This window comes from Bacillus sp. SCT118 (genome assembly GCF_058566435.1).
The window spans coordinates 3,241,999-3,255,045 of the sequence record NZ_CP191225.1 but is presented as its reverse complement, the minus strand read 5'-3'; the positions used below and the strand labels follow the sequence as shown (position 1 = coordinate 3,255,045).

Genomic DNA, 13,047 nt, shown 5'->3' with positions numbered 1-13,047 from the left:
TAAGGTGAAGAATTTATCAAGAGGAAAAAAGACTCTTATAAAAGAAATACCGTCAGCCTGATTAGCAGCTGACGGTATTTTCGATATTCAAAATGTGATATAGCTCTTCAAGCTTACGAATCTCATAGGTTGGTATGATCTCTGGCACATTCGGCTTCATGTCAGGGTTCATCCAGCAAGTATCAAGCCCGGCGAGCTGTCCGCCTTTGATATCAGCAGTTAGTGAATCCCCGATGATTAATGTGTGCTCTGCTGAAAATTGAGGAATCCGTTCAAACACGTAATCGAAATATTCCTTCATCGGCTTTTGGAAGCCTGTGTCTTCAGAAACGAAAATGTCCTTGAAGAATGGAAATAATCCTGAATCACGGAGACGCTTATATTGTGTGTGAGACACGCCGTTTGTCACGATGTACAAATCAAACTGTTGCTGCAGATTTGAGATGAGATCAAATGCACCGTCAATAAGCTGATGTCCTTCTTCAAGAAAGCGGCGGTATTTTTGCTCAAGCAAAGCGCCGTCCGCCTCGTAACCGTACTCCTTGAGCAAAGCGGAGAAACGTGTGTTTACGACTTCATCCCGTGTCATCTTACCTTCTTCAAAGGCTCTCCAGAGACCTTGATTGATGGTTTTATACTGCGCCTTCATGTCATTTGTTAAAGGAATGTTCTGATCTTCAAACAGCAAACGCAGGGCTAAAGCTTCTGCCGCTTGAAAATCAAGGATGGTATCATCTACATCAAATAATAAAGTGCGGTATTGTTTCATCTGTGTGTCTCCCTTTCTCATGCGTACTCAAAGTATAGCACATAAAAAAAGGAAAAAGCCGGCGGGTGAGGCACCGCCGGCTAAAAAGAGATTATTTGTTTAATAAGCTGTGTTTTCTCGAATATAGGAAATAAACCAGCGTTCCGACAGCGATCCAGATGACAAATGAAAGCCATGTGACGCCGGGAAGGCTGTACATGAACCAAAGGCAGATGCCTGCGCTGATAATCGGCACAACCGGAACGAACGGCACTCTGAAGGACGCTTTGATTTCAGGATGTTTCTTTCTTAGCACAATGACAGCAATAGATATGACCGTAAACGCGGCAAGTGTTCCCATGTTCACCAGGTGGGCCAGCGTTCCGAGGTTAATAAAGCCGGCGATTCCCGCTGCAACGATCCCTGTCAGCCACGTGTTGCGGAACGGGGTTTTAAATGACGGATGAACCTTTGCGAACAATCCAGGCAGAAGGCCGTCTCTGCTCATGGCAAATGTCAAACGAACCTGAGCGTACAGCAAAGCGAGCATCACCGTCGTAATCCCGATAATCGCACCGACAGAAATAATTCCGGCAACAGCGTCCTGTCCGACAAATTTCAGCGCAAAGGATACAGGATCTCCGACATTCAATTTGGCATAAGGCATCATGCCTGTCAGCACAAGCGATACCGCGATGTACAGAACCGTACAGACGGCTAGAGCTGAAATAATGCCGACGGGCATGTTTTTTTGCGGATTTTTTACTTCCTCTGAGGCGTTAGAAACCGCGTCAAACCCAAGATACGCGAAGAATACAGTGGCAGCGCTAAGAATGACGCCTTTCATCCCGAATGGCATAAAAGGAGACCAGTTGTCCGGTTTCACATAGCCGATACCGACAATAATGAACAATAAAATGATCGCGATTTTCATCAGTACGATGACGTTGTTAAAGCGTGTGCTTTCCTTGACGCCTCTGCTGACAATCGCAGTGATGAGGAGAATGATCACCGCAGCCGGAAGGTTAAATACGGCGCCCGCCGTGCTTCCCGGCGCTCCTGTCAGTGCAGCCGGAATATGAAGATTGAAGCCGGCAAGCAGTGATTGAAAGTATGAAGACCAGCCGGTGGCAACCGCTGACAGTGCAATGACATATTCAAGCATGAGATCCCATCCGATCAAAAAGGCGAGCAGCTCTCCAAGTGTCACGTATGAGTATGAGTACACGCTTCCCGAAATCGGAATGGAAGACGAAAACTCAGCATAACAGAAAGCAGCCAGCGCACAGGCGAGCCCCGCTAAAATAAACGATATGATGAGGGCGGGACCTGCACCGGTCGCTGCCACTGTTCCTGTAATGACAAAAATCCCTGTACCGATGACACAACCGATACCGAGCAAGGTTAAATCAAATGCGCTTAACGTACGGGCAAGGCTTTTTGACTTGCTCTGCGCACTCAATGTTTCAAGCGGTTTTTTTCTAAATAATGAACTCATCAAAAGTTCCTCCTGAAAATATTCAAAATATTCTAATCATTATATACAGTTCTTGTTGTATTATATTGTCGAAATTTGACGCAGTCAATAAAATATTTTTCTGCTTTAAATGATAGAAGCGAAACAGCGTTGTCGTATCATAGGATAGTAATTTTTACTAATCGTATATTCAATTTTATGCAAGATGAACCGATAGAAAAAATAGATTCGCCCATATTTTGATTTGCGGTTATAAAGGAGATGCTGACCATGTTTCAATATGAAGAGTTGAATAAACAGTTTATCGGCGGGAAATGGCAGGAGGGCAGCAGCCCAAATGTATTGGAAAACAAAAATCCTTATACTCAAAAAACATTCACAACATTCCGTAAAGCGACTGCTGACGATGTAGATGAAGCGTATCGGGCAGCGGCGCTGGCAAAGAAAAAATGGGATGCGGTCAACCCGTTTGAGAAAAGAACCATTTTAGAAAAAGCCGTCACGTATATTGAAGAAAATGAAGAAGCTATTATTTATTTGATTATGGAGGAGCTAGGCGGTACAAGGCTCAAAGCGGCTTTTGAAATCGGACTTGTCAAAAACATCATGAAAGAAGCGGCAACGTTCCCAATCCGCATGGAGGGGAAAATTCTTCCGTCCACAATAGATGGCAAGGAAAACAGATTATATCGCGTGCCGGCAGGCGTTGTCGGTGTCATCAGTCCGTTTAACTTCCCATTCTTTTTATCTATGAAATCAGTGGCGCCTGCACTCGGAGCCGGCAATGGCGTTGTGCTAAAGCCGCATGAGGAAACGCCGATTTGCGGCGGAACGCTGATTGCGAAAATTTTTGAGAACGCGGGAATTCCAGAGGGACTGCTGAATGTTGTTGTCACAGACATTGCTGAAATCGGCGACAGCTTCGTTGAGCATCCAGTGCCGCGGATCATCTCATTTACCGGTTCTACGAAAGTCGGCAGCTACATCGGACAGCTTGCGATGAAGCATTTTAAAAAGCCGCTTCTTGAGCTTGGCGGGAACAGCGCCTTCATCGTGCTAGAGGATGCAGATATAGAATATGCGGTCAATGCGGCGGTGTTCAGCCGATTTACACATCAAGGACAGATTTGCATGTCAGCCAACCGCGTGCTTGTTCATTCTTCTATTTATGACAAATTCCTTGAGCTGTACCAGGCAAAAGTGGAATCGCTGAAAGTCGGCGACCCAATGGATCCTGATACGATTATCGGGCCATTAATCAACAGCAGACAGACGGACGGGCTGATGAAGACTGTTGAGCAAGCAATTGAAGAAGGCGCTGTACCAGTGAAGCTTGGCGGTTTTAATGGGACGATCGTGGAACCGACGATTTTAAAAGACGTCAAACCGTTCATGAGCATTGCCAAGGAAGAGCTGTTCGGACCAGTCGTCTCCTTTATGAAGTTTGATTCAGAAGACGAAGCGGTGGATATCGCAAACGAAACCCCGTTTGGCTTGAGCGGTGCCGTTCATACGTCAAATCTTGAGCGCGGCGTGGCTTTTGCGAAACGCATTGAAACAGGCATGATTCACGTCAATGACACGACCATCAATGATGAACCGAATGTAGCCTTCGGCGGTGAAAAGCAATCAGGCCTCGGCCGTTTAAACGGTGAGTGGAGCCTCGAAGAATTTACAACGCTGAAATGGATCTCGGTCCAGCACGAAAAACGCAGCTTCCCTTATTAATGAAAAGGAGTGAATGGAATTGACCATAAATACGGAAAAAGAAACCGCAGATATTCTGGACGCATTTATCAAAGTAGCCCCTTATTTAAACAGCCTGGTTCAGGATGATATTACAATCGGCATTTATGATACGGAAAAACTGCTCGTGAATATACCGGCCAAAACCTTTTCGCTGAACGTAAAAGCCGGCGATCCGCTGCAGGAAGGGGATATCATCACAGATGCCATCCGCAGCAATCAGAAGAAGACGAGCATGGTTCCGAAAGAATTGTTCGGCTTCCCATTGATCGCGCGTGCCATCCCGCTGCACGACGAGAATGGAAGAGTCATTGGAGGCGTCGGCCTCGGAACGAGCCTTGAGGAGTCGTCAAAGCTGCATGATGTGGCGGAAAGCTTATCAGCTGTCGTTGAACAAACAGCCGCGGCTATTTCCGACATTTCTGAATCAATTAACGGGTTTTCAACTCAAATGTCGGGCATTTCCTCTCAGGCGAAAAAAGTAAGCGAAAGCGCCGGTGAAATCGCCGATATTTCAGTAACTGTTAAAGGCATCTCTGACCAAAGCAATCTGCTCGGCTTGAATGCCGCGATCGAAGCGGCAAGAGCAGGGGAGTCCGGAAAAGGATTCTCTGTCGTCGCAGATGAGATCAGAAAGCTAGCGACGCATTCAAAAGAAAATGTCGGCCAAATTGACCAGATTACGAAAAAAATCCACAGCCTGCTGAAAGGGCTGGAGGAATCCATTGAGTCGATTAATCAGCATACAGACGGACAAGCCGCTGCCGTTGAACAAATTTCCGCCACGATGCAGGAGATTTCAGGAAGCGCGCAGCATCTTGCAAAAATGGCTGAAAAAGCGCTTGAAGAAGAGTAAAAGACCGGGGACAAATGTCCCCGGTCTTTTTCTATCCTGCATTTCCATGAAATTTGTCTGACGTTTTACTAGTTTTATTCCAGCGGCTGATTTAAAATGTACACATGAACTTACGTGAGGATTGATAGGAAACATGAGCATATTAAAAGCGGAAAATCTTTATAAAACATACGGAGATAAAACATTATTTGACCATATCTCCTTTCATATTGAAGAGAATGAGAGAATCGGATTAATCGGGCCAAACGGAACAGGCAAATCAACGCTGCTGAAAGTGATTGCCGGCTTGGAATCTATCGAAGAAGGAGAAATCACGAAATCCGGAAGCGTGCAGGTCGAATTTCTTCATCAAGACCCGGAGCTGCCTGCGGGGCAAACAGTGCTGGAGCATATCTATTCCGGTGAATCGGCTGTGATGAAAACCTTGCGTGAATATGAAAAAGCGCTGTATGAACTGGGGAAAGATCCCGAAAATGAACAGCGCCAGAAACACCTGCTGGCAGCACAAGCGAAAATGGACGCAAACAATGCATGGGATGCAAACACCTTGGCAAAAACCGTATTGTCTAAGCTGGGCGTCAACGACGTAACAAAACCGGTCAATGAGCTCTCAGGCGGCCAGAAAAAACGGGTAGCCATTGCCAAAAACTTAATTCAGCCCGCTGATCTGCTCATTTTGGACGAGCCGACAAACCATTTGGATAATGAAACGATTGAGTGGCTTGAAGGGTATTTAAGCCAATATCCCGGCGCCGTCATGCTGGTGACGCACGATAGATATTTCTTAAACCGTGTCACCAACCGCATTTATGAGCTTGAAAGAGGCAGCCTCTACACGTACAAAGGCAACTATGAAGTGTTTTTAGAAAAACGCGCGGAACGGGAAGCGCAGGCTGAGCAAAAGGAAACGAAGCGGCAAAACCTGCTGCGCCGCGAGCTGGCCTGGCTCAGACGAGGAGCGAAAGCCCGCTCCACAAAACAAAAGGCGAGAATTGACCGGGTAGAGACGCTTAAAGAGCAGAAAGGCCCTCAGTCATCAGGTTCACTCGATTTTGCCATTGGCTCGCACCGTCTCGGAAAACAGGTTATTGAAGCGGAGAACGTCATGATCGCTTATGACGGCCGCATGCTCGTCGACCGTTTTAATGAACTTGTCATACCAGGTGAACGGATCGGGATCATCGGGCCGAACGGCATCGGGAAAACAACGCTGTTAAATGCCCTTGCCGGCCGTCATACGCCGGACGGAGGCGATATTACGATCGGACAGACGGTCAGAATCGGCTACTATACTCAGGATCATAGTGAAATGAACGGTGAGTTAAAGGTCATTGACTATATAAAAGAAACGGCGGAGGTCGTAAAAACGGCAGATGGCGATATGATTACAGCTGAACAAATGCTCGAGCGTTTCCTCTTCCCGCGTTCGATGCAGCAGACGTATATCCGCAAGCTGTCCGGCGGGGAAAAACGCCGTTTATACTTGCTTCAGGTTCTCATGCAGGAGCCGAATGTCCTGTTTCTCGATGAGCCGACGAACGATTTGGATACTGAAACATTAAGCGTTCTTGAGGATTATATTGACCAGTTCCCAGGCGTCGTCATCACCGTATCCCATGACCGCTATTTCCTTGACCGCGTCGTCGACCGTTTGATTGTATTTGAAGGAAATGGCGTCATTTCCCGCTTTCAAGGCTCCTATAGCGACTATATGGAGGAGTCAAAAGCGAAAAAAGCGGCCCCAAAACCGACAGCTGAGGAAAAAACGGCTGAAGCCGAGCCGAAGAAAAAACGGAAAAAGCTTTCTTACAAAGACCAGCTGGAATGGGACGGCATCGAAGATAAAATTGCCCATCTGGAAGAAAAGCATGAGCAGCTCGAAGCTGACATCGCCGCAGCAGGCAGTGATTTTGGCAAAATCCAAGAGCTGATGGCCGAGCAGGCGAAAACTGCGGAAGAGCTTGAGGCTGCGATGGACCGCTGGACAGAATTGTCCCTCATGATAGAAGAGCTGGAAAGCTAAAAAACGTGGCCGCAGCAGGCCGCGCTTTTTTTCACATAATGGACAAAAACGAACCGGCCTGCTTATGTTAGGATAAAATTGTGTGTCAGCGGCACATGGAAAACTAACGGAGATGATGAAGTATGACATGGGCGATCGTGATGTTAATTCTCATGAGTCTGGTGAAAATCGTATTAACCTGTCTTCCTACAGGCGTCATAGAATGGCTCCTCGGCAAATTTGAAGTGCACGCCAAGCTGAGTGACGAAAATGCGAGTCTCTCTCTAGATGGAAAACGCCTCGAGGGTGCAGAGAAGCAGAAAGTGATTGATCAATTTAACGAAGCTGTCTTCCTGGAAAAATATTATATCTATCCAGGTGATGAAGAGCGTTATTTACATCCGGAAAACGGCGGCACGCCGCTGGTAATAGATACAAAAAAAGGAAAAAAAGACGTGAAGCTATTCGTGTACCGCTACGACGACCATATCGACGTCGTGAAACAGTACAAGAAGAAAGTGATCGCGTATCGAGTGCTTTCTGAAAGCCTTCAAAAAGAGTCTCTGTCAGTGGCGGGAAGTTTAGCTTAAACAGGAAAGTGAAAGACGGGTGCTTTATGCTACTCGTCTTTTTTATTGTTTTTCAAACCTTAACGTTTACGTTAAGGTTCAAAAGGTGTATAATGGTAACAGAAACGGCGAAGGGGGATTTACCTTGGAATGGATGAAGATTGATCAAGTGGCCAAAAGAAGCGGGCTGACAAAGCGGACCATCCGGTTTTATGAAGAAATCGGCTTGATTCCGGCGCCGAAACGGACAGACGGCGGTGTAAGGCTTTATTCAGAGGATGATATGGAGGAGCTTGAGAAAGTCATCAGCACAAAAGAGGTGCTCGGTTTTTCCCTTCAGGAGCTTCAGCATTTCATGGAAACCAGCCGTCAGCTAGAGTTAAACAAAGAGGGGTATTTGTTGTCACTGGATCCTAAGGAACGGAAAGAAAAACTGGAGGAAATTCAGGAAACCCTGAATCACCAGCTGGATTTGATTGATGAGAAAATCCGCACATTCCAAAGCTTTAAAGAACGCCTGCAGGGCATGAAAAATAAAGCGGAACGTGCCATTCAATCAATCGAATGAAAATTTGCCAAACGCTATTTTTGTAGCGTTTCTTTTAATGGAATAAAGATGGAGGTCAGGTCAAATGGATAAGACAACACAAGTGAATCAGAAAACAGGCTTGCTCAGCCAGCCGAAAGCGGTATGGGCTGTCGCGTTTGCCTGTGTGATTTCTTTTATGGGAATCGGGCTGGTCGATCCAATTCTTCCGGCCATTGCCGCACAATTACATGCTTCACCTAGTGAAGTATCACTCTTGTTTACAAGTTATTTGCTTGTAACCGGATTTATGATGTTTTTCTCAGGAGCCATTTCCAGCCGCATCGGCGCGAAATGGACGTTAATTCTCGGACTTATTTTTATTATTGTCTTTGCAGCGCTTGGCGGAAGTTCAAGCTCAATAGCTCAGCTTGTCGGTTATCGCGGCGGCTGGGGGTTAGGTAACGCCTTATTTATTTCAACAGCGCTTGCAGTCATCGTCGGCGTATCAGTCGGAGGAAGCGCCCAAGCGATTATTTTGTATGAGGCTGCGCTCGGTCTCGGGATTTCCATCGGGCCGCTTGCAGGCGGAGAGCTTGGAAGCATTTCATGGCGCGCGCCGTTTTTCGGAGTATCTGTCCTGATGTTTATTGCGTTAATCGCGATTTCTTTCATGCTTCCGAAATTGCCGAAACCGGCGAAACGCGTCGGTGTGTTTGATGCGATGAAGGCGCTCAAATATAAAGGCCTTTTAACGATGGCGGTATCGGCATTCTTATACAACTTTGGATTTTTTATTTTGCTTGCTTATTCTCCGTTCGTTCTGGATTTAGATGAACACGGTCTTGGATATGTCTTCTTCGGCTGGGGCCTTCTGCTGGCGATTACGTCAGTCTTTACGGCGCCGCTCGTGCACAAAGCGCTGGGCACAGTGCGTTCGCTCGTCGTTCTCTTTATCGCCTTTGCGGCCATTCTCGTTATTATGGGGATCTGGACAGACCATCAGACTTTGATTATTACATGTATCGTTGTCGCTGGTGCTGTCCTCGGTATGGTGAATACGATCATGACAACCGCTGTGATGGGTTCTGCGCCGGTTGAACGTTCAATCGCGTCTTCAGCCTACAGCTCAGTCCGCTTCATCGGCGGCGCGCTCGCTCCGTGGATTGCGGGAATGCTGTCAGAACACTTCACCGCAAGCACACCATATACAGTAGGCGGAATCGTCGTTTTTGTCGGCATGCTTGTCCTTCTCATGGGACGTAAACATCTTGCCGGAATTAAGGCGGGGCATTAATAACGAAAGACACTGCGCAGATGCAGTGTCTTTTTTTAATCGTGGAATTTTCCCATTACAACCGTATTGTAGTAGCTTCCGTCAGAAAGCAATTTCCCTTTTTTTAAGATTCCTTCTGCTTCAAATACGTATGTTTTTATAGTGAAAGGACGTTGGTATCCGGCCAAGAGAGAGACTGCTGTAAAAGATGTTTCTTGATGCCATAGCCCCAAAATTCTTTTAACACTCATATCCATCTATTTTCCAATGTTAATGCAGACAGCTTATATGCATCCTCTGCACGAGCTGATCAAATAATGTATTGAAGTTCATTTACATTGAATTCTTTTTTTGCCGATGATCATGTTATTACCCCTTTACGGTCAGTATGTATTATTCGTTATAATGGCATCATAATCGAATTGGTGCAGGAAAGGACAGCCTTTATGACACAATTTTACTATTTAACAGCTAAAACCCCTTTAGAACCCGGTTTTTTCGGTCAGCAAGAACGGCGTTCGCGGAAAGGGCATCCGCTTCGGTCAGGCATTGATGCGGCTGGGATTTATCTTGGAGAAGCTGAGAATGTGTCCGTTCATTTACGATTGCCATTTCAAGTGATGGTTCATGCTGTAGAGGGGACGTTTGCCATGGATAAGGCAAAGCCTGACGAATATGATCAGAAGTGTTTACAGGTGCTCTATCATTACATACACAGCATCATGAAAAACAGCTTTTCGGTTGAATGGTTCACCGCATGGGCTGATGAGGAAGACTATGAGCTTTCTGGCAAAAAAGAGCTGACACTTGATGAATTCACATCTCCATTGCAGCTCATTTTAAAAGACAGAGAGCTTTTGAGAATCGTTCAGAAAAAATGGCAGTAAAAAACCCGCCCTTCATCAGGCGGGTTTTTTATAAATTAAAGCACTTTCGTCGTCCAAGACTCGCAGTTCCACGTTTCTGTCGCGATATCCATATAAAAATCTGGCTCGTGGGAAATGAGCAGAATGGAGCCTTTATATTCTTTCAGGGCGCGCTTGAGCTCTTCCTTGGCATCGACATCCAAGTGGTTTGTCGGCTCATCGAGCACCAGCAGGTTTGTTTCTGAGTTGATTAGCTTGCACAATCTGACTTTCGCTTTTTCGCCTCCGCTTAATACGGAGACGCGGCTTTCGATATGCTTTGTCGTCAGTCCGCATTTTGCCAGAGCGGCACGGATTTCATACTGCGTATAAGAAGGGAATTCGCTCCATACTTCTTCGATGCACGTATTGTTGTTTGTTTCCTTGACCTCCTGCTCGAAATAGCCGGTATAGATGTGCTCACCGCGTTCTACAGAGCCTTCGAGCGGCTGGATTTCGCCAAGCAAACTTTTCAGCAACGTCGTTTTTCCGATCCCGTTTGCGCCGTAAAGGGCGATTTTTTGGCCGCGTTCCATGCGGAGGTTGAGCGGACGGGACAGCGGGGAATCGTAACCGATCACGAGATCCTTTGTTTCAAAAATCAGCTTGCCTGACGTTCTCGCCGGCTTAAAGTGGAATTCCGGCTTTGGCTTTTCTGCCGCAAGCTCGATCATATCCATCTTATCGAGTTTCTTTTGGCGGGACATCGCCATGTTTCTCGTGCTGACGCGCGCTTTGTTGCGGGCGACGAAATCCTTCAGCTCCGCGACTTCCTGCTGCTGCTTTTTATAGGCCGCTTCAAGCTGCTGTTTCTTCACCTCGTAGACTTCCATAAACTGATGGTAGTCGCCGACATAGCGTGTCAGCTCTTGATTTTCAACGTGATAAATCAGGTTGATGACACTATTCAAGAACGGAATATCGTGGGAAATCAGGATGAACGCGTTCTCGTATTCCTGCAGGTAGCGTTTCAGCCATTCAATATGCTGTTCATCAAGATAGTTGGTCGGCTCATCGAGAAGCAGAATTTCCGGCTTTTCAAGGAGCAGCTTAGCGAGAAGGACCTTTGTGCGCTGTCCGCCGCTCAAATCGGTGACATCTCGCTCTAATCCGATATCGCTCAAACCGAGACCGCGGGCAATTTCCTCCACCTTGGAATCAATGACATAAAAATCATTGTTTGTCAGCGCGTCTTGAATGACGCCGACTTCTTCAAGCAGCTTCTCGAGCTCGTCGGGATCAGCCTCGCCCATTTTGTTGTAAATCTCGTTCATTTCCTCTTCCATCGCAAATAAATAATGGAATGCGTCTTTCAGGACGTCGCGAATAGATTTTCCTTTTTCCAGCACGGTATGCTGATCCAGATAGCCGACACGGACATTTTTTGACCATTCGACTTTTCCCTCATCAGGTTCAAGCTTTCCGGTAATAATATTCATGAAGGTTGATTTTCCTTCACCGTTTGCGCCGATCAAGCCGACGTGCTCGCCTTTTAACAGGCGGAAGGAAACGTTATTAAAAATGGCCCGGTCCCCGAAGCCGTGGCTTAAATCCTTTACAGATAAAATACTCATGTTTACACCTCTATCGTTATCAAACACGCACAATCGGCGTGTAATATTCACCCTTTTGATTATAAAGGAGGATTCGGAATGTTGAAAGGTATAGGAAAGAAAAAGAAAAATTGCGTTCCGGGCGAGGTTTTGAGATACTATGGAATAGATTTCAGGAATTGAGGAGAACAAAATGACGCAAACTTGGCCATTTTTACATAATGCACAATCATTTATACAAGAGAATTGGAATGCTTCCGGCTTTCAAACGCCAACCCCTGTTCAGGAGCAGGCAGCCCAGCTGATCATGGATGGAAAGGATGTCATTGCAGAATCGCCGACAGGCACAGGGAAGACGCTGGCGTATGCGCTGCCGGTCTTGGAGCGGATCAAACCAGAGCAAAAGCATCCGCAGGCGGTGATTTTAGCGCCTTCCCGTGAGCTGGTCATGCAGATTTTTCAGGTGATTCAGGATTGGAAAGCGGGCTCAGAGCTGCGTGCGGCTTCCTTAATCGGCGGGGCGAATGTGAAGAAGCAGGTCGAAAAGCTGAAGAAACATCCGCATATCATTGTCGGCACACCGGGCAGGGTATTTGAACTGATTAAAGCAAAGAAACTCAAAATGCATGAAGTGAAAACGATTGTACTTGATGAAACGGATCAGCTTATCCTGCCGGAGCATCGCGAGACGATCAAACAAATTATTAAAACGACATTAAGAGACCGCCAGCTTCTATGTTTCTCTGCCACGCTTAAAAAGGAAACAGAGGATGTGCTCCGCGAATTGGCGCAAGAGCCTGAGGTGTTGAAGGTACAGCGAAGCAAGGCGGAGGCAGGGAAAGTGAAGCATCAATACCTGATTTGCGACCAGCGCGACAAAGTGAAGCTGCTGCAAAAGCTGTCAAGGCTTGAAGGCATGCAGGCACTCGTATTTGTGAGAGACATTGGCAACCTGAGTGTATATGCGGAAAAACTGGCATATCACCACGTTGAACTCGGCGTTTTGCACAGTGAAGCGAAAAAAATGGAGCGGGCAAAAATCATTGCCGCATTCGAAGACGGAGAGTTTCCTCTTTTATTGGCGACTGACATTGCCGCACGCGGTTTAGACATTGAAAACCTGCCCTACGTGATTCATGCTGATATTCCTGATGAAGATGGCTATGTCCACAGATCAGGACGAACAGGCCGGGCCGGAAAAGAAGGCAACGTGCTGAGCCTTGTTACGAAATTGGAGGAATCTAAGCTGAAAAAAATGGCGAAGAAGCTTGGTGTTGAACTGAGTGAAGCTGTGTATGCAGGCGGAAAACTGAAGACGAAATAAAAAGAAGGGCGAAAAGCCCTTTTTTCATTGTAAAATAATAGAAAAAGTTTCGCGCAGGGGGTGGG

11 protein-coding genes and 1 pseudogene are annotated in these 13,047 nt (G+C 46.6%); 8 read left to right on the top strand and 4 right to left on the bottom strand.

Features of this window, described 5'->3' with window-relative positions:
- Positions 1-61 precede the first annotated feature (61 nt).
- Both ACQVGT_RS16745 and bcaP read right to left on the bottom strand, forming a co-directional pair.
- Complete coding sequence (locus tag ACQVGT_RS16745) at positions 62-769, bottom strand: YjjG family noncanonical pyrimidine nucleotidase (protein WP_015482938.1); 708 nt, start codon at positions 767-769, stop codon at positions 62-64.
- 91 nt (positions 770-860) lie between these two features.
- Positions 861-2,246 carry a branched-chain amino acid transporter BcaP gene (gene bcaP / locus ACQVGT_RS16740; RefSeq protein WP_003233771.1) on the bottom strand — a complete coding sequence of 462 codons (1,386 nt, stop codon included), beginning with the start codon at positions 2,244-2,246 and terminating at the stop codon, positions 861-863.
- 249 nt (positions 2,247-2,495) lie between these two features.
- On the opposite strand from bcaP, the gene yfmT reads away from it, so the two are divergent.
- From yfmT to ACQVGT_RS16710, 6 genes are all read left to right on the top strand, one after another.
- Positions 2,496-3,953 (top strand): benzaldehyde dehydrogenase, encoded by a 1,458-nt coding sequence (gene yfmT / locus ACQVGT_RS16735; RefSeq protein WP_015482939.1) that lies wholly within the window; start codon positions 2,496-2,498, stop codon positions 3,951-3,953.
- Positions 3,954-3,966: 13 nt separating this feature from the next.
- On the top strand, positions 3,967-4,827 hold the full coding sequence (locus tag ACQVGT_RS16730) for a methyl-accepting chemotaxis protein (protein WP_003233767.1): 861 nt from the start codon (positions 3,967-3,969) through the stop codon (positions 4,825-4,827).
- Positions 4,828-4,960: 133 nt separating this feature from the next.
- Complete coding sequence (locus ACQVGT_RS16725; RefSeq protein WP_015383066.1) at positions 4,961-6,850, top strand: ABC-F family ATP-binding cassette domain-containing protein; 1,890 nt, start codon at positions 4,961-4,963, stop codon at positions 6,848-6,850.
- A 122-nt stretch (positions 6,851-6,972) separates the two neighbouring features.
- Positions 6,973-7,419: a YfmQ family protein gene (locus ACQVGT_RS16720; RefSeq protein WP_015482940.1), complete on the top strand. Its 447-nt coding sequence runs from the start codon at positions 6,973-6,975 to the stop codon at positions 7,417-7,419.
- A gap of 124 nt (positions 7,420-7,543) precedes the next feature.
- Positions 7,544-7,966, top strand: a complete 423-nt coding sequence (locus tag ACQVGT_RS16715; protein WP_014476107.1) for a MerR family transcriptional regulator — start codon at positions 7,544-7,546, stop codon at positions 7,964-7,966.
- Positions 7,967-8,030: 64 nt separating this feature from the next.
- Positions 8,031-9,221, top strand: coding sequence for an MFS transporter (locus ACQVGT_RS16710; protein ID WP_015383069.1), 1,191 nt, complete (start codon positions 8,031-8,033; stop codon positions 9,219-9,221).
- Between the two features lie 35 nt (positions 9,222-9,256).
- Here the strand turns inward: ACQVGT_RS16710 and ACQVGT_RS16705 are convergent.
- Positions 9,257-9,447: pseudogene (locus ACQVGT_RS16705) on the bottom strand (GNAT family N-acetyltransferase); the annotation flags it as partial.
- Positions 9,448-9,646: 199 nt separating this feature from the next.
- Between ACQVGT_RS16705 and ACQVGT_RS16700 the strand changes: the two are divergent.
- A complete protein-coding gene (locus tag ACQVGT_RS16700) occupies positions 9,647-10,087 on the top strand; it encodes a hypothetical protein (RefSeq protein WP_041518209.1) in 441 nt (146 codons plus the stop codon).
- 35 nt (positions 10,088-10,122) lie between these two features.
- Here ACQVGT_RS16700 and ACQVGT_RS16695 read toward each other — a convergent pair whose 3' ends face one another.
- Positions 10,123-11,679: an ABC-F family ATP-binding cassette domain-containing protein gene (locus ACQVGT_RS16695; RefSeq protein WP_014476110.1), complete on the bottom strand. Its 1,557-nt coding sequence runs from the start codon at positions 11,677-11,679 to the stop codon at positions 10,123-10,125.
- A 172-nt stretch (positions 11,680-11,851) separates the two neighbouring features.
- On the opposite strand from ACQVGT_RS16695, the gene ACQVGT_RS16690 reads away from it, so the two are divergent.
- On the top strand, positions 11,852-12,982 hold the full coding sequence (locus tag ACQVGT_RS16690; RefSeq protein ID WP_015482943.1) for a DEAD/DEAH box helicase: 1,131 nt from the start codon (positions 11,852-11,854) through the stop codon (positions 12,980-12,982).
- Positions 12,983-13,047: the final 65 nt, after the last annotated feature.